This is a genomic window from Portibacter marinus (assembly GCF_021533195.1).
GTDB classification, from domain to species: domain Bacteria; phylum Bacteroidota; class Bacteroidia; order Chitinophagales; family Saprospiraceae; genus Portibacter; species Portibacter marinus.
Window position 1 is genome coordinate 1 of record NZ_JAJNKB010000009.1, and the last position, 19676, is coordinate 19676.

Annotated in this window: 11 protein-coding genes; 7 read left to right on the forward strand and 4 right to left on the reverse strand. The window is 39.2% G+C overall.

Annotated elements, in window-relative coordinates; genetic code table 11:
* The coding region (locus L2567_RS17190; RefSeq protein ID WP_235299051.1) for a T9SS type B sorting domain-containing protein at window positions 1-4292 on the forward strand (4292 nt) is incomplete at its 5' end.
* Between the two features lie 356 nt (window positions 4293-4648).
* Here the strand turns inward: L2567_RS17190 and L2567_RS17195 are convergent.
* The gene (locus L2567_RS17195) at window positions 4649-7435 is read right to left on the reverse strand and encodes a tail fiber domain-containing protein (protein ID WP_235299052.1); all 2787 of its coding nucleotides are present in this window, start codon (window positions 7433-7435) and stop codon (window positions 4649-4651) included.
* Between the two features lie 285 nt (window positions 7436-7720).
* On the opposite strand from L2567_RS17195, the gene L2567_RS17200 reads away from it, so the two are divergent.
* From L2567_RS17200 to L2567_RS17210, 3 genes are read left to right on the forward strand one after another with little or no spacing between them, the layout of a single operon-like run.
* A complete protein-coding gene (locus L2567_RS17200; protein WP_235299053.1) occupies window positions 7721-8425 on the forward strand; it encodes a LytR/AlgR family response regulator transcription factor in 705 nt (234 codons plus the stop codon).
* A complete protein-coding gene (locus L2567_RS17205; protein ID WP_235299054.1) occupies window positions 8397-11579 on the forward strand; it encodes a sensor histidine kinase in 3183 nt (1060 codons plus the stop codon). The genes L2567_RS17200 and L2567_RS17205 overlap by 29 nt, the downstream gene beginning before the upstream one ends.
* Entirely contained in the window at window positions 11536-12000 is a 465-nt protein-coding gene (locus L2567_RS17210) for a hypothetical protein (protein WP_235299055.1), read from the forward strand. Before L2567_RS17205 ends, L2567_RS17210 begins: the two co-directional genes overlap by 44 nt.
* Before the next feature lie 371 nt (window positions 12001-12371).
* On the opposite strand, the gene L2567_RS17215 is transcribed toward L2567_RS17210, so the two are convergent.
* Together L2567_RS17215 and L2567_RS17220 are read right to left on the reverse strand one after the other, a co-directional pair.
* Window positions 12372-12839 carry a YehS family protein gene (locus L2567_RS17215; RefSeq protein ID WP_235299056.1) on the reverse strand — a complete coding sequence of 156 codons (468 nt, stop codon included), beginning with the start codon at window positions 12837-12839 and terminating at the stop codon, window positions 12372-12374.
* 117 nt (window positions 12840-12956) lie between these two features.
* Window positions 12957-13565 carry a superoxide dismutase gene (locus L2567_RS17220; protein ID WP_235299057.1) on the reverse strand — a complete coding sequence of 203 codons (609 nt, stop codon included), beginning with the start codon at window positions 13563-13565 and terminating at the stop codon, window positions 12957-12959.
* 182 nt (window positions 13566-13747) lie between these two features.
* On the opposite strand from L2567_RS17220, the gene fumC reads away from it, so the two are divergent.
* On the forward strand, window positions 13748-15136 hold the full coding sequence (gene fumC, locus L2567_RS17225) for a class II fumarate hydratase (RefSeq protein WP_235299058.1): 1389 nt from the start codon (window positions 13748-13750) through the stop codon (window positions 15134-15136).
* 17 nt (window positions 15137-15153) lie between these two features.
* Entirely contained in the window at window positions 15154-15999 is an 846-nt protein-coding gene (locus tag L2567_RS17230; protein ID WP_235299059.1) for a DUF6588 family protein, read from the forward strand.
* Here the strand turns inward: L2567_RS17230 and L2567_RS17235 are convergent.
* Entirely contained in the window at window positions 15996-16973 is a 978-nt protein-coding gene (locus tag L2567_RS17235) for a CotH kinase family protein (protein ID WP_235299060.1), read from the reverse strand. The genes L2567_RS17230 and L2567_RS17235 overlap by 4 nt on opposite strands.
* Before the next feature lie 282 nt (window positions 16974-17255).
* Between L2567_RS17235 and L2567_RS17240 the strand changes: the two genes are divergently transcribed.
* Window positions 17256-19631: a glycoside hydrolase family 15 protein gene (locus L2567_RS17240; RefSeq protein ID WP_235299061.1), complete on the forward strand. Its 2376-nt coding sequence runs from the start codon at window positions 17256-17258 to the stop codon at window positions 19629-19631.
* Window positions 19632-19676: the final 45 nt, after the last annotated feature.

Consider the following 19676-nt stretch of genomic DNA (forward strand, 5'->3'; position numbering starts at 1 on the left):
GAACGAATCTATCAGGAAACGAGGCTTACTACACTGCACCAAATGGTGGGGGCACAAGATATGATGCAGGAGATCAAGTGACGGAATCTCAGACACTTTTCATCTATGGTGATGCCAACGGATGTCCGTCAGAATCTATCTTTGAGGTGAATATTGTGGAGACTCCTGTATTGGATGAGATTGATCCTGTTGTGGCATGTGATGGTTACACATTACCGTCCATCACTGGTACCAATCTCACAGGAAACGAAGGGTATTTCACCGAGATGAATGGGCAGGGTACTCCATATAATGTGGGAGATTTGATCTCAGAAAACATGACACTCTACGTCTATGTTTCTGCAGGAACCTGTTCAACAGAAGAACAATTGGATATTACCATTATTCCAACACCAATTCTCGACAATCCAGACAATCAATTTGTCTGTGAATTTTATACATTGTCGCCTATCACTGGTGAGCATTTGGATGGAACAGAAGCTTACTACACGGGACCAGGAAGGACCGGAACCCTACTTAACATTGGAGAACAAGTCGAACCAGGCACCACTGTATTTATCTATGCTGGTGGAGAGCTGTGTAATGATGAGGTTACGTTCGAAGTTATTGGTCAGGATATCCCAGAAGCAGAATTAGTGGGAGGTGGAAGCGTTTGCGATGGTAAAGATGATGAAGTAACATTAACCATCAATTTCTCAAATGGTGACAATTGGATAGTAGAACTATTGAAAGACGGAGAATTGTATGAAACCATCAGCACCACAGATCCTTCATTTGAATTACAAGTGACAGAGGCTGGAAACTATACGTTAGGCAAAGTTACAAATGCTGCAGGTTGCGAAAATGACGCCACAGGCTCTGCTACCATCATTCTATACTATGTTCCAAGGGTTGAAAATGTAATGGTAGAATGTAACGCTGATCGACCAGGCTATAAAGTAACATTTGAAATTTGGGGAGGAGATCCTACAGGCTATATCGTCAACGGTAACACCATTGACAATCCTCAAGGAGTGGAGCCTTATGTTTATATAAGTGAAGACATTGAGTCGCTTGAAGATTATTTCTTTGAGGTAACTGATGTGAATGGATGTGAATTGATCACTATCGCTGATAAAGGAATTGAATGCGGATGTCTGACCATTGTGGGGACTATGAATCAGGATTTGATAGAAGTTTGTGGACCAGACTTATCTGCCACTGGAGTATATGACGCTACACAGCAATTCCTGGATTTCAATGATAGGGTTATATATGCATTACACGAAGGAAATGATACGATTCTTGTCAATATCATAGCATTAAGTGAAGATGGAACCTTCTTTTTTGATCCAGCAACTATGGTGCATGGACAAACTTACTACATCTCAGCAGTTGCTGGTAATGAATTAAGTAACGGTTTGGTTGATCTTACAGAGGAATGTACGGTGGTGGCAATCGGTCAACCGGTGGTATGGTACGAAATTCCAACTGCTGAGCTCAATGGTGAGGAGGAGATATGTTTGGGTGAGTCCGTAGACTTACAAGTTTTGTTGACGGGTACGGCTCCATGGACCATTGAGGTTAATGCCAATGGAGAAATTTTTACGTTCTCTGATATTTTAGAAAGTCCTTTCACTTTCGCAGTGGAACCAGATGTAGATATGAACATTACTTTGGTATCTATGTCCGATGCACATTGTGATGGAGAGGTTTCAGGCGAGGCCAATGTGGAGGTTAGTTATCCAACCACAGCAAGAATTTATGAGTATACTGAAATTTGTAATCTTGACTTTAAGGGTGCGATCATAGATCTCGATACCTTGGTTTTCGAAGGAACGCTTGATGGAGTTTGGGCAGATATATCTGAATCAGGAGCCTCCCTTAATGGTAATATTGCTGATTTTCATGGAGTGATCCCAGGTGATTATCAATTCACTTATACAGTGGATGATACTGATGGAATATGTGAAGCTAACTCTTATATTTTGAATATCACAGTATTAGATTGTTCATGTCCTGTCATAAACATTGGAGAAGCAGGGCCGTTCTGTAACGATGACGCAGTATTTGATCTTAGCAGTATAGAGAATGATTCAGATGATGGTACATGGAGCGTAGCTATTGTTCCGAACGGTGGGAATGCTGCTGTTATCAACGGAGACATATTCAACGCAACTGGAGCAGATGCTGGCGAATATGGACTCAAGTTTACACTTGACGAAATTGATCCTCTTTGTACTATGGACACCACTATTTTTGTAATGGTGATGGAGAGGTTATCATCAGGTGATCCTTTAGCACCAGTTGAAGCATGTGAAATGGATGCAGTAGTAATTGATCTAGCTTCCATTTTAGAAGGAGAAGATCCAGGAGGCACATGGACCAGTACAGTACCTTCCGGATTCAATGCTGCGAATGGTACCTTTACTACCAATGGTATTCCTGCAGGTACATACGAATTTACTTACCAGGTAGATTCTGAGGCACCTTGTGAGGATAATGAGACTACAGTACAAGTGATCATCCATGCTCTTCCAACTGTTGAAGCAGGTATAGGTTTTACATTGACATGCGAAATGCAGGAAGGTAGACTAGATGGAAATGGCACACCTACTAGTAATTATTCCTTCCTATGGTCGACTCCACAAGGTAATATTGTTGAAGGAGAAAGTACGCTTACTCCTTTGGTAGATCAGCCAGGCTGGTATTACTTACAAGTAACTGATAATACAACGGGCTGTATTGATATAGATTCAGTTGAAGTATTTATTGATGAGAACTTCCCGAATGCAGATGCAGGAGAAGATCAATTCATCAATTGTGCAGTGACAGAAGTGACCATCGATGCGACCAATTCAAGTAGAAATAAAGTGGTGACCTGGATAGGACCGGACGGTGAAGAATTTACGCCTGAAGATAATTTCTTATTCACCACCAGCATACCTGGAGAGTACACATTGATTATTACGGATACGATTTCGGATTGTACCAATACCGATCAAGTTTTGGTCACAGATGAAATTGCATTCCCGGAAATCGACACGAATGTTCCGGCAGTACTAAATTGTATTAATGACATCGTGGAAGTTGCTGCATTTGAATCAAGTGGCAATCCTGCTATGACCTTTACATGGACGACAGAAAATGGAAATATCGTCAGTAATGCAGATTCATCTGCTATATTTGTTGATCAACCTGGAGTGTACACGGTCACAGTGACCAATGGTGATAATTTCTGTATTTCCACAGAAACTGTTACGGTTCTTTTAGATAGAAATTATCCAATAGCGGAGGCAGGACCTGGATTTACATTGACATGTGTCATTACCAATGTCAATCTCAGTGGTGAAGGATCCTCCGTAGGAAATGAGTTTTCCTATCGATGGACGACCACCAATGGTAGCATTTTGAATGGCTCGACAACCTTGAATCCGGAAATCAATTCCATTGGATGGTATTATCTTGAAGTCACTAACAATGTCAATGGATGTTCTACATTGGATAGTGTTGAGGTTATCGATAATATCATACCGATCAATGATTTTGACATAGAAACCATTAATCCATGTTTTGGAGACTTTGAAGGCCTGGTAGCTGTACTTAATGTTGAAGGTGGCGTGGCACCTTACACTTACTCATTGAATGGAGGCTCGTTCCAGGATAGAAATGTTTGGGAGAACTTAGGTCCTGGATCTTATGATGTGACGGTAAAGGATGCCAATGGATGTACACTGACTAGATCAACGGAACTTTTCGAGGGATTAGATCTCCAAATTTACGCCGGTGAAGACCAATACATTGTTTTGGGTGATAGTGCACAACTGCAGGCTGAAGTGAATATAGATCCTTCTATTATTTCCTCAGTAGTTTGGGAAGCTTCTGATGCAAATATTGATTGCCTTGAATGTATGGATCCGATGGTATGGCCATACTATACTTCACAGTACAGTGCTACATTGACTGACATTTACGGTTGTACAGACGTATCTACTGTGAGGGTTTTTGTGGATCGCAGGAGCAAGGTCTATGCACCAAATATTTTCTCACCTAACAATGATGGCGAAAATGACTATTTCACCTTGTATTCCGGAAACCAGTTAGATAAAATCAATGAATTGAGAATTTTCAATAGATGGGGAGAAAAAGTTTTTGAAAATGGAAACTTTGATCCGGGAATTGATGAGATGGGTTGGGATGGAACTTTCCAGGGTCAATATGTTAATCCTGCGGTGTTTGCCTGGTATGCAAGGGTGCTTTTGGTGGATGGTACAGAGAGAATTTTGAAGGGAGATGTGACAGTAGTGAGGTAAGTTATTACTATGGAAAAAAAATCAAATTGATTATAATATCAAAGTGTTCCTCTGAATTATTAAAAGAATAATTCAGAGGAGCTATTCATTTTACGAAATGGTATATTATCCACAGAATTTACAAACTGTTTGTATAGGCTATATGGCTAAGGCAGTTTCATGCATTTTGAAGACAATCCGATGTATATTCTGAATTTATTTAATACTGTAGAGTTTTTATCTATAAGCATCAATCTTGAAGTTTCGAATTAAATATTACATAAAGTATTATATGGAAGAAGAAAAATTTGTTGCCTACGAAGACTGTCAAATTTTTGAGTGTATAGATATCTGGATTTAAACCATATTTTAACTATCTATTTTTCCAATTCAGCAATCCGCTCTCGTAAGGATTCCACTTCTGCCGATAACTCCTGAACTGCCTGTATAAGCGGCACGATAAATTCTGAATATTTCAAACCATATATGTCTTCAGGATGATCTGGCTTCGAAACTCCGTCAAAATCATAACCTTTTTGTAGCACTAGCTTTTCTACCTCTTGAGCGATAAGCCCAGTTCTCCTAACCCTGCTCTTCTGATTCCTTGCTTCTATCATATCTTGCGATTCAGGTGTTCTGATTCTTCTACCATTTACATCTGTTGAATATTGCTCTCCTATGTGGTGAGATATTTGATTGAAATCTAAGGTATAAGTCACAGGATTTAAAGCCTCAATAAAGCTTAAACCAGGAACATTATCCTCTCTCACATCCTTTTTAAATCTTCCATCACTCGCATTTGACCATCCAACAAAACCACCAATATAGGTCATAGAACTATTTCCAATTCTTACTGAATTTGACCCCACAATCACAGAGTTATAACCTAGTGTAACTGAGTTGCTGGGATTAGTATTGGATGAATGAATAGTAGCATTTACCCCCACTGATGTGCAGAACGAACTTGTAGGAGAAGGATTATTCAGCGAATTTCGACCCACTGCTACATTATTGCTGCCAGAGGTGATGAATAAACCAGCAATATCACCTACGAAGGTGTTTTGATGTCCGGTGATTAATGCCTGACCCGCACTTACACCTAACATTGAGTTTCTATAGCCTGTCGTTACATTGTATCCACTGTTTTCACCTACAAATGTATTTCGTTCTCCCGAAGTATTAAATACTCCAGCATCCTCACCTATGAAAGTATTTTTCGATCCACTTGAATTGGTTTGACCTGCTTGATGACCCACAAATGTATTTTCAGTAGCAGAAACCGCAGATTGCCCAGCTTGCCAGCCCACATAAGTATTTGCGGAACCATCTGTATTCAGGTTGCCAGCATTTCTACCTACAAATACATTCTCGCTTCCTGTGGTGCTGGTATACCCAGACCTATCTCCTATAAAGGTATTTTCGTTACCTGTCGTATTGAATCTGCCACTTGATTGGCCAATAAAAGTATTATTCATTCCAGTGGTATTAGATCTCCCAGCATCATAACCGACAAAAACCGAACCTTCACTGGAAGAACTCCTTCCAGCATAGCCACCTATTACTACATTTTTGCCCAGACCACTGATGTTATCTCCAGCATAGGTACCTATAATCACATTATCGTCTCCAAATGCTCCTCCGCTAGCCGCATAGTTTCCTAATACCATATTTCGAGTACTACTTATAGCATTTTTCGCAGCGTCATACCCGATAATCGTATTATCATCCCCAGACTGATGATTTTGTGCAGCGTTATTGCCCAGAAAATTGTTTCGATTGCTGCCTTGACTCAGCCATCCTGCGAAAGAACCTAGCATTACATTGTTTTCACCTGAGCCCAAGTCTTTTCCACTTCCATATCCCATCAATAAATTAAATTCTCCGGTTGTCGAATTACGACCACTTTCAGTACCTAAAAAAATATTGGAGCCTCCAGCAGTCTTGTTCTGCCCGGCAAATGTTCCTATGAAGATGTTGTTGCTTGCATTAGTGACGTTCTGGCCAGTTTCGCTTCCTATGTAAACATTAAAGCTGCCACCTTCTGAAGAGAAACCTGATTCATATCCAATCATCACATTACTATTTCCCGTTTCATTTTCTCTTGCAGAATTGACTCCCAAATAGGTATTTCTTTCCCCTTGATTTGTAAGGCCTGCATATGCACCAAGGAATGAATTGCTATTTCCCAACGTATTCATTGCTCCGGTATTATATCCTATAAATGTATTTTCTCCTCCTGTTGTATTTTTTCTCCCTGCCTCGTATCCTATGTAAGTATTGTATATGCCGGTCGAAAATTGAGCAGTAAAATTTCCAATTAAAGTATTGCGCATGCTAATATCATCCAGGAGAAGTCCAGAATCATAACCGATGCTTATATTACGAGGCAGTGGATTAAGATAAGATGTGTGTGCATTTCCTGACGCCGTCCAATTATTAATACCCTTGGAGAAAAATCTTACCAAGTCATCATCCTCAGTTAATTCTACATCTATTCCACTATCTCCATCATCATCAAAAACCTCCGTTATAGCTAGTCGTTCCCAGGAACCATTCCCCCAGGGGTCGCTCACCATTACCCGACCATCTCCCTCTGTACCATCTTCTATGCGAAAAGCATAGTTTTTAATGAAAGTAATGGAAATCGCATCGACCCATACCTTGTCCGCACTATTGAAGTTAGTATGCTGGTCTTTAACGTAGTACCAGTCCAGAGTATTCTGACCTATTGCGAGGTTATACTTATGAAAAGTCCAATCTATGTTCCCATTTCCGGTGTAGACTGGAGTTCCATTAATGTGCAATTCAAAGATGTCATTTTCAGTATCCTGCTTATGGTAAAAATTAATGTAACATTCCCTGTCCGTGGGACAATCGATATTTAAACGAAGCCGTCCAAAGTTATTGTCTTCTGGATTCACAGTCGCGACCGAAACAGAACCCTCGTAGACTTCCTCGTAATCAATATCCCATGTAAATTCTCCCATTCTTTCGAAGTCAGACAGATCCTCACTTTCGAAATCCTGACTGTAGAAAACAGAATCAGCTAAAGGGTGTGAGATATGAAGTTTTGACTCAGGTCCATTTGTGCCGATTCCTATATTTTGAGCGAATAAAAAGGCACTTGAATAAAGAAGGATGAAGAATAAAATCACACGTTTCATGAATTGGATTTTAAGGAGAAGACCGCTTCACCAGATGAATGGTTGATATCGAAGTTGACCAAAACCTTTTGTGAAGAGGTTGTGGAAATATCAATTGGTTTCATGAAGTGAAGCTTAGTCTTTATTTGTAATTTAGGTTGAAAAATGACTACAATATTTTATAATTTCCGATGGTGGGAACTTATTTATTATTGAAAGGGAGGAAATAATTATCGATCGGGAGAAATGTGTGCGATGAAAAGACGAAATTGACAAAGTACTTAATTCATCCTAAAACTTAACCTTATGAAAATCGCTATTGTAGACGATGAACCTAAAGCAGCAGAAGTTCTTGAAACCCTTCTTGTCCAATATTTTCCTAACGAAATCCAAAATATCAAAATATTTAATGACCCCCAATCTGCATTAATATCTGTAACAGCTAAACCACCAGACCTTTTATTTCTGGATATAAAAATGCCTAAAATGGATGGTATGTCATTTATCAAACAAATGAGTAACGCCTCAATCAAAGTAATATTCGTGACCGCTTACAGTACATTTGCAATAGAAGCACTGCGGGAAAACGCCTTTGATTACCTGGTTAAACCTGTAGATGAGGAAGATCTGATTGCAGCTATAGATAGGTTTAAAAAATCTTCCCATCTAAAGCCGGAAACGATCAAGATGAGATCTGGAGAAGTCGATGTTTTCGCTTCAGTAAAACATATCATAAGGGCTGAAGGATTTAGTAATTACACTAAAATCTTTAGGGATAATGGAAAAAGTATATTGACAGCCAAAACACTTAAAGAGTATGAGAAATTACTTAAGCCCTTTGGCTTTCTCAGAACGCACAAGTCCCATTTAGTGAATCCAGCATTTCTACATTCAATATCCAAAAATGCTGTTATCATACTTAAAAATGGCGATTTAATTCCCATCGCTAAAAGAAGACGCAAGGTCATAAAAGAGGCGCTTCATGAACTATTACTTGAAAGCCGATATTAAAATGAAGCGATCACCGTTGATCTTATTCATAATAACCGTTCTCTTTATTTCCATAGATGTCAGGAGTCAAACTCTTAGCCGTGAACTAGACTATCTGATAAAGAGCTCATACGAAATTAGTGTTACTAAGCCTCCGTATTTCATACGTAGCATTTTCAAAGATAAGGAAGGATTTATCTGGTTGGGATTGTTGAATTCTGTTGTACAATTTGATGGATCTAGAGGCAAAGAAATTTTCTATCACCCACAGAATAATCCCGAAATGATCACGGCTGGACCAGACATTATAAGAGAAGATCAAATGGGTAACATATGGTTTGGTTCATGGAAAGCGGGCCTGTGTGTTTATGATAAAGAGCGAAGGAAATTTCGATCACTAGAATTGGGCAGTAATGAAATTACCGACATTCTGGTCAGATCTGATTCGACCATTTGGATAGCTACAAAGAACGGTACTCTCTATCAATACACGAAGAATTCTAAGATATTGGAAAAGGTGCAAATTATTCAGGACGAAACCATTGGCCTAGAAGAAGAATCTGAAAAGTTAGGTAGAATGGCAATACATTCCTTATATGAAGATGAGCTGTGGATTGCTGGACATCATGGTCTTTTTCTTTACCATTTCTCTTCAGGATTAACCGACTACATCCCTTATCCTTTCACGGAAGAAAGATATTACGAGAGGTGGCCTCCTCCTGTATTGGTAGATGACCTACACCAGGTCTATGTGGGTCTTTATAATGGATTGGGAATTCTAATTTATAATGCTGACTCTAAGAAATGGACACACCAAATTACTGTTTCGGAAGAGCAAGGATTAAAACTAGGCAGAACTAGGATGATAAACATTTTTCCTTATCAGGACTCTCTAATACTGGCTGCTAGCTGGTTTAATCACTTCTACCTGATTAAGAAAAACAATCCATCAGACTTCGTAGTAAAGCCTTACTCGGGAAATCAGAACGCTCTAGGTTTTTTTGTAGACAAAGAGAGCGCTGTTTATGTAGGTCTACATAACAAATTGCTAGCATTCGACCAGTCGAACGATATTTTCAGAAACTTTACCTTCGAGGTATATGAGGATTATGATGGTAAGTCAAATTTTCAGCGTTCTTTTCTAAAGGACGAGGCGTCCGGGCGATATTATTTCGGGACAGCAGGTGGCGATGGAGTGCTTTCCTATGATAAAGAAATGAAAAACCTTGAAGTGTTTCGTCATAAATCTGAATATGGTAGAGATCAATTCGATTCAGAAATTAGCTCACTTTTTAACTGGAGAGATACGATATGGGCTGCTACATCTGATGGACTCAGGTATTTAGAAGATGAAAAGCTTAGACTTGGACGCAAAAATGATATGCATTGGCAGAACATCGATCAATGTTTCGATGCAGTGGATGGATACTGGTTTTCACTAAAGAATGGTGGTATGGTTTCTATCAATAATATGGACAAAGTGTATTTAGAGAAGCGTACTATAGATAAAGTGGTGGAAATAGATTCTTTCATTTTGCTCATCAAAGCGAGAGATCAGCTATTTTTTTACCATTATCCTTCAGAACAGATCGTTGAGAATTCTGTATTAAACAATGATTTGCTAAGGGCCTTTGAAATTAATGACTTCATTTGGGAAAACGATACGATCTGGATGGCAAGTAAAGGTAATGGCCTTCTCCAGGTCTTTGAAAAAGACAGTACTTTTCAAATCGTGCAATGGTTGAGTGACAGAGGTAAAGGGAGCAACGTCGTCAATAAATTATTACTCAGCAATGCCGGCAATATTTGGATGTCGACCGATCATGGGTTCTCTTGTTTCGTTCGAAATTCATCAAAAATTCTGGATTTTGGGATCGAAGATGGAGTCGATTTTGCACCCAGAGCAGGTCTGCTAGAAGAGCTGAGTGATGGAATTATTATATCATCAGCAAGAAATGGATTTGAATATTGGGATGAAGGATTATTGACCGGTGAAAAGCTTTCCCTTAATCCATATGTAAGAAATATTTATGTCAATGGTAGTTTTACAGATCATGATCCAAACCTTTCTCTTACATTGAAGCCACATGATGACCATTTGAGCATTGAGTTAGGCACTATTCACCACGGGCTCAATACCGATATCTATTATTGGTACAGACTGAAGGGTTACGAGGAAGGATGGATAGCTAATGGTACGAACAATGTTGTTCAGTTTACTAACCTCGCTCCTGGAAACTATGCCTTAGAGCTGAAGAGCACCACGACGCCCTCTTGGGAAGAGGGAGGTGTTACCGAAATGAAAGTACAAGTGAGGGCTACTTTTTTTGAGCGTAAACTTGTTCGATTTTCTGCTCTTATAATACTTACATTACTGCTAAGTTTATTGTTATTTCTGTATTATGATCGCAAGAAAAAGAGAGATGTGCTGCGGGAAAAGGAACTAAAACTTAGTGAAGCGAAGAGAGAAAAAATACATGCTGAAATGACTGCTTTAAGATCCCGCATGAACCCTCACTTTATATTCAATAGTTTGAATTCGATCAAGTGGTATATCCTAAAAGAAAAACCTGAGCTTGCCTCTAAGTATTTGTCAAAGTTCTCCAAGTTGATGCGTCATATTTTAGATTACAGTAAGCAGGAGATGATTAATCTTAAAGAAGAAATCTCGTGGCTAGAACTTTATGTAGAGTTGGAATCACTAAGGTTTGAAGAGTCATTGCAATTCATCGTCAAAGTAGATATAGCTAGGGATCAAAAAACCGTAATGATACCCACATTTGTACTCCAACCATTCTTGGAAAATGCTATCTGGCATGGCTTGGCGGATAAGAGTGGTGAGAAAAAGCTATGTTTAATAGTGAAGGAATATGAAGATCATCTTGAATTTCGTGTTAAGGACAATGGTGTCGGCAGAAAGTCCGTGCAATTTTGTGAAAAACCTCATTCTTCTAGTGGTATCGCTATTACCTCCAGAAGAATTGCACCATACAGTGTCGATGGTGAAGTCCCTATTATTATACATGACTTAATCGATAAAGGGGGTGCACCTTCGGGTACCGAAATTGTGATTCGACTCAAGAAAGTAATTCATGGAAAAAAGTATCTTTACGATCTTAAACACTTAAAAGATGAAGAAAATTTTATGGGTGATCACGATGACTTTAATCCTTAGTTGTTCTCAGGAATCAAAGTTTCAGGATTATGATCTGATGAAGCATGGCTTAGCCATAAAAATAAAGGCGCCAGCAGAACCTGAAGTCAAAGTCACTGATATGGGTATTGCAAAGGATGTCACTGTAAAAAAAGGTGATGAATATAATATTCAGATAATCTCTTCAGCTGCAACTACCTATGATATTGCTAAAATCATCGAAGAAAAGAAAAAAGAGGTTCAGGAAGGGGTCTATTTTTCTCAAATCATACAAGAAGATGACAACGGCTTTGTTTTTGAGAAGAAAGTAAACGAAGATAATGTCAACTATGACTTTCGAGTAGTCAAAATTGTGGGTGATGTGGAATACGACTTCCAGACTGGTTTGATGGGAAAGTTTTCTAAATCAGATGTTATCGATATGTACGACGCCGTTAGATAAATAATTGAAAATTATAAATAAAAAAAGGCACTTAGTTTAAACTAGGTGCCTTTTCTCTTTAGAAAGAAATCTTCTCAGGCTTTGCTTATAAGTCGTTCACCAAAGGCGAAGAAAAGTAATATAACAATTGATAGAATTAACATGGTTTAGTAATTTAGTTCAAATTAATGTTTTTAGTTATTCGTGTCAATCATATGAGCGAAATTTTATGTCGTACGATAGGCACTAACAGATTGTTCAATCATATTAAACAGAAGAAACATTTGTTAAATCTATCATATGCAAATACATTGCCAACAATTTCTATAAAAGATACGGAAGAGTTTATAGGTTTTTAAGGTCAATGGTTCACGGCATTAAATAATCATTGACTAGTGCTTGAAGTCTCTGTATTGCTTTTGCATGGCGAACAAGAAATTACGGAGATACTGATCAAGGCATTTTCTATATTGATTTTGTCCTGGTTTGCGAAAAAACGCATTTACCTCATGTTTGCTTATGACTATTCCTACAATATTATATAATTCCACCATCTCTTCCACTTTTAAGTTCATAGCGATCTTAAGTTTTCTCAGAATGATGTTGTTATTCAATTCCTTCTCCGGATCAGGTTGTATTCCCTCTTTTTTGCCCCGCTTTTTATTGATCAAACCATTCAGAAAAGCAGCCAAATATTCATCTGAAAGATTGGAAAAGGAAGCGTCGTCTTCCGGTTTTAACCACTCGCTCAGTTCTTTGCGATTAGTAGGTTTGCCTCCTGACCGAAATAAATCCATCATCTGATCATCTCCATAATCGAAAATATATCGAAGTTGTCTAAGCACTACATTATTGTCCATTGTTTCATTTTTATTAAGAAAAAGGTTCTCATCATTGACCTTTTATGGTAGTAAATGAAAAGAGCTGATGAACCTCCGCTCACCAGCTCTTTAAATTTTTTATTCAACAGCTAAATGTTACTTGGCTGCATTGTACCTCTTATTGACTTCATTCCAGTTAATAACATTGAAAAATGCCTGAACATAGTCTGGTCTTCTATTTTGATAATTTAAGTAGTACGCATGTTCCCACACATCTATTCCAAGGATAGGTGTTCCACCACATCCGACGCCTGGCATCATGGGATTATCCTGATTGGGAGTAGAACAGATTTCTACTTTACCACCTTTGTGCACACAAAGCCATGCCCATCCAGATCCAAACTGTCCTCCAGCTGCACTTTTAAACTTGGTTTGGAAATCTTCATATGATCCAAATGCTTTAGTGATTGCATTGGCCACATCACCAGTTGGTTCTCCACCACCATCCGGACTCATTATTTTCCAAAACAAACTATGATTATAAAAGCCCCCGCCATTATTTCTGACAGCTTTATTGTTCATATCAAGACCACTCAATATTTCTTCTATTGATTTACCTTCCATATCGGTACCTTCGATAGCATCATTCAGTTTATTGGTGTAACCCTGATGGTGCTTACCATGGTGGATTTTCATTGTTTTTTCGTCAATGTGGGGTTCTAATGCATCGTGAGCATATGGTAAATCTGGTAATTCGAATGCCATAATTATATTTTTTAGTTGTTTAAATTTTAATTTCAATTTTCACTAATTTAACCAATAAGTATATCTTTTGTTCGGATAAAATCCAACTTCCACGGAATATATATGTTATAAAAAAAAAGGTCGTAAATTTGCGCAGTTTATATGGCCATAGTTCAGTAGGCATTGCATTTATTATACAAGATATGAAGACAAGAATTGAGAAAGACAGTATCGGTGAAATTGAAGTTCCTGAAAATAAGTATTGGGCAGCTCAAACCCAACGATCTAGTGAAAATTTTAAGATAGGTGGGCACGAAATGCCGACGGAAGTGATCAAAGCTTTCAGCGTATTGAAAAAAGCGGCAGCTTTGGTAAATGCAGAAGCCGGTATTCTTGCAGATGAAAAAGCTGAGGTAATTGCGAAAGTTTGTGATGAGATCTATGCCGGAATATTAGACGATGAATTCCCTTTAGTCGTTTGGCAAACAGGTTCTGGTACACAGACGAATATGAATGTGAATGAAGTCATAGCAAATCGTGGTCATGTGCTAAAGGGTGGTCAATTAACGGATGACGATAAGTTTTTACATCCTAATGATGATGTGAATAAGTCGCAATCATCGAATGATACTTTCCCTACCGCTATGCATATTTCAGCATACATAATGTTAGTTGATGAAACCATACCTGCTATAGAAACGCTTGCCAATACCCTGGCATCTAAGTCAGCGGAATTTATGGATGTAGTGAAAATCGGAAGAACGCATTTTATGGATGCTACTCCAGTAACATTAGGTCAAGAACTATCGGGGTATGAATCACAGCTCAGACACGGAATAAGGGCCATAAGAAATACCTTGGCTCATCTCAGTGAATTGGCATTGGGTGGTACAGCCGTCGGTACAGGCCTAAACACGCCTAAAGGATATGCGGTCAATGTAGCTGCGAAGATTGCAGAACTGACAGGCAAACCATTTGTAACCGCTGAAAATAAATTTGAAGCATTGGCAGCTCATGACGCCATTGTGGAGTCTCACGGAGCATTAAAAACGGTTGCGGTTTCATTGATGAAAATAGCCAACGACATCAGAATGCTGGCATCAGGTCCCAGATGTGGTATTGGAGAAATAAAGATCCCCGCAAACGAACCCGGATCTTCCATTATGCCAGGGAAAGTTAATCCAACTCAGGCAGAAGCTATGACCATGGCCATGGCGCAAGTATGTGGAAATGATGTTGCGATCAATATAGGCGGAATGACTGGTCATTTTGAACTTAATGTCTTCAAACCCATGATGATCTTCAATTTTTTAATGTCTGCCAAACTGATTGCAGATGCTTGTAGTAGCTTTAATGAGAATTGTGCAAAGGGCATAGAGCCAGCTTACGAAAACATCAAGGAAAACCTCAACAACTCTTTGATGTTAGTCACAGCACTAAATACCAAAATAGGTTATGATAAAGCCTCTGAAATTGCAAAAAAAGCCTATAAAGAAGGAACTACTTTGAAGGCTGCGGCATTAAAGTTAGACTATCTTACGGAAGAAGAATTCGATCGATGGGTCGATCCCTCCAAAATGCTTGGCAGATAAAATAATTATGGACTAGAATGAGAACACTTTATATCCTTTTAATGGTATGTTGCTGTCTTGCGCTTAAGGCGCAATTTACAATAGGAGATCAAGTGTCCTATGAATTTGCAACCAGTGATCTTGGCAAAAAGTATTTTGAACCCATCAGTCAGGTGTACAGCAGTCTTCTTCACTCCGGTGTTTTTCCGAGATATAGTGAGGAGGGATTTCATATAAAGATTGGGGCGCACGTGACCAGATATCCTGTATATAGTGGATTGAGAACTTATGCAGCTTCGGATGAAATTACGGATGCACCCACATTGATCGGACCTGAAGAACCGATTTCAATGGATAATGGTGTATCCCTTCCCGGAGGTAGTGACGTTGATAACATCACACTTGGTATTCCTGAACTTTACATTGGTACATTACTGGGCACAGATTTTTATGGTCGGTATCTTCAGCTTCCCGTAGAAGGTAACCTGGGGAGGTTAGAGCTTTACGGAGGAGGCATCCGACATGACTTTGGTCGCTATTTTTTACCGGAATATGTGAAATGGTACTTATCATACAGCTATCATCAACTTCACGTAGGCGAATCGGTAAACGCAGTCAACCAATACGGTCTGACACAGCTAGGAGTCAAATTAAACCGTATTGGTTTCTATGGTCTTTTTGGGTATGAATACAATCGTTCAGAGTTGACATATGATTTTAGTGGAGGACCCAATGATCATACGTGGACTGTAAACATTGATGACGAAATTCCTATTCGCTATGGAGGTGGGTTCAATCTCACATTCAAACATGTGGACCTATACGGTGAGTATAATGTAAATGAACCCATTGTCTTGTTATTAGGATTCTCTGTGGGTATCTAGATTGAATTCATATATTCGCTGACCTGTGCATGTCTTAGAATTATAAATTTTTTCATGAGCTGTACTTCTTTTTGAAAGTCATCATTGTCGTAGTAATCATCGGCATCATGCGGCCATCTGATGAAATTCTTTTCTACCAATGGTAGAAGTTGTGATCGATAATTCTCCACCATATCCAATATTGATTTTACGGAAAGTACATTATTTTGGACCAGAAAATTCCAGCGATTTTTCAGCTGAAGACGATAATGTTCTTCTTTAACTAAATTTGAAAAGAGCAAGGATTTATCCAAATCTATCAATCGATCGAAGTTATATTCTCCATCACCATCTCTTCCGAAACTATGGTCAAAGTCCCACGGTGCGACTCTAATACCAGTTTGTGCATTGATCTTATAGAGATAGAAGTTTTTTAAAAAACCATCACCTGCATTACTTATAAGTAAGAGTAAATGCCAGTCAATAATGTTAGATAAGTCGAAAATCGTTTGCAGCTGTTGAAAATCGCTCTTATCGTATGACATCAATAGTTTTCTAATTAATCTTAGCGAATCTGCAAGATCACGATCGGCTATATCCGGACTAATCTGTTGATAGTAATTGGCAGTGTCTTGAGGTGTAACATACGCTTGATGTCTGAATAGGGAGGGCTCTTTGAAAATAAAAGAGGCACTGTCATTTTTATTAATATCGAGACTTGAAACGTCTAGTTTTTCCATTAAAACATAGAGACCATGATAACTTCCATTGAGCTCAAGTTCTACATATACGGATTGGCTCGCCTCGTGGTCGGGATTCATCTTTCGAAATAAGTCATAGCTTAATTTGTGCCGCATAAATGTCTTGTCAATATAGTTGGCATTCAAAATCCAATCATCGTCAGCAGGCAAATCAAATAGACTGACATCCTGATCAAAATCAATTTCATAGGAAGCTTTTGGATATCTGACCGAGTAGCCTCCTCTAGTCTTCATTCGGCCTTTTAAAGTTTTATGATTATTAAAACGGATAGAGGCATCGATGTAATTTCGAGACAGATTTTCCTTCTTGCACTGCACGCGAATGGTATCTATAGCTTCCGCTTTCTCGCCCTCACAGCTAACATTAACAAGAAGAAGTAGAGCTATTCCTATCACTAAAGAGAACAGCATCAAATTTTGCTTTTGCAAGGATTTATTAAAAGCCGAATCAATCATCTATGTGCAAGAAAATCAGGTTGTCTAAAACAATAGTGCAAGTAATGTACTTAATTAATTATGGAAAATGATAAATATGCTCCCGGATCTCCAGGAATCGCCCCTCGATGGACCACCAGTTCAAAGGAAGGAATTGGTACTTCTATCACCTCAGAAAGTAATGTGCACTTTACTTTGAGTCATGGTATATTGAATGAGATTTACTATCCCCAGACTGACACTGCTGCGATTCGTGACATGGGTCTAATCATCACTGATGGAAAGAAATTTTTCGCCGAAGAAAAGCGCCATACCAAATCTAAGACAAAGCAGATCGAACCAGGGATTCCGGCTTACCAAATTGTGAATGAATGTCCGGAAAAGCGTTATAAGATTACAAAGATACTTGTAACAGATCCTTCCAGAAACACCATGTTGCAAAAAATCAAATTTGAAAGTAAGGGAGAGGATGAATATAAGCTGCATGCCTTGCTAGCACCAAGGTTAAACAATCAGGGTGCAGGTAATTCGGGTTGGTTAGGACACTATGAGGATTATCCTATTATTTATGCTGAGAATGGTGGTAAATTTCTGGCGATGGTTTGCAGTAAGCCTTGGTTACGAAGATCTGTGGGATTTGTTGGTGAGTCGGATGGTTGGCAAATCTTGAATGAAGACAAATGGCTAAGCAGGGAATACACTGAGGCATATGACGGCAACATTGGATTAACAGGTGAGATTGATATCAGTGTTGGAGAAGTTGTCATTGCTATTGGTTTTGGAAACACACACGAGAATGCTGCCAGAGCGGCTATTGAAAGTATTGAAGAGGGATTTGACTTTATATCAGAGCAATATATTAATGATTGGAGGGATTGGCAGGATATGTTGAACGAGTTACATGAAGGTCGAAAATCTCCGGGTCATTTATTTAGGAACAGTGCAGCAGTTTTGCGAACTCATTCATCGAAAAACTATCCTGGCGCAATGATGGCCAGCCTCTCCATACCCTGGGGGGAAATCAAAGGAGATGACAGTGTGAGTGGATATCATATGGTGTGGCCGAGAGACCTCGTAGAATCTGCAGGCGGCTTATTGACGTTGGGTGCAAAAGAAGATGCCATGAAGGTATTGGATTATTTGGTCAAAACTCAAAAAGAGGATGGAAGCTGGTCACAAAATATGTGGTTGTCAGGTGACGAGTTTTGGGATGGTATACAATTAGATGAAACCGCCCTACCGATTTTGCTTGTAGACCTTTGTTTGAAGCATGAAGCCATTGGCAAAGAAGACATCGATCGTTACTACGAGATGGTTAGAAATGCTGTTACATTCTTGTTGAGAAAAGGACTTTTTACTCCTCAGGATCGATGGGAAGAACAAGAAGGTGTTTCAGCGCATACAAGTGCTACGATCATATCAGCCTTGGTTGCTGCGGCTGAGTTTGCTGATAGAGTAGGGGATAGTATAGGTCAATATTTGAGAGAGAATGCTGACGCATGGAATGAAGGATTGGATTATTGGTTATATGTACGTTCGACCCGATTGACTGAGGAGGTTGGAGTCGATGGATATTATCTCAGAACCAATCCGCTAAGAATGAAAGCAGCAGATTTAGGTGACAGAACAATGACGGTAAAGAATCAGCCGGAGGGAGAAAATATTATGCCAGTAGTAGAAATGATTAGTGTGGATCCATTGGCCCTGGTGAGATTTGGGCTCAGGCATCCCAAGGATCCAAGAATATTAAATACCATAAAGGTAATCGATCATACCATTATGGCAGAGACAGAGAACGGTCCTTGCTGGTATCGTTATGTTAATGACGGATACGGCGAACATGAAGATGGTACCGGCTATGATGGCACTGGAATAGGCAGACCATGGCCGCTTTTAGCTGCTGAAAGAGCACACTACGAAGTAGCAAAAGGTAATGTCGGTGCTGCTAAAAAATTATTGAGGGCAGTCGAAAAATTTTCCAACAATGGTATGATTCCTGAGCAGATCTGGGATAGTGAAGATATATTAGAGAAAGAACTGTTTAATGGGCAGCATTCGGGTTCGGCTATGCCATTGGCCTGGGCTCATTCGGAACATGTGAAATTGGTTTGCTCCATTAAACACAAAGAAGTTTTTGATTTGCCCCGATGTACTTACAAGCGCTATGTCGAAGATGGTGTGCAGTCTAGCCATGCTATCTGGAGAGGTGATTTGCGATTAGCGGAGATGCCTGCGGGCAGAAAACTCAGGATAGAAACGGTTTCTCCTGCGCGAGTGAAATGGACAACAGATGGTTGGGATACTGAGCATCAGGTAGAGACAGAAGATATGGGTCTAGGAGTTCACTTTACGGACCTGCCGGTTCAGGAATTACAGGAAGGACAAGTCATCTTTACAATATTTTGGACAGAAGAGGGTCAATGGGATGGAGAGGATTATAAGGTGGTAATTGTATAGCCTTTAGCAGTTCATTTTATTCCTGTTTTAAAATCATAAAACATA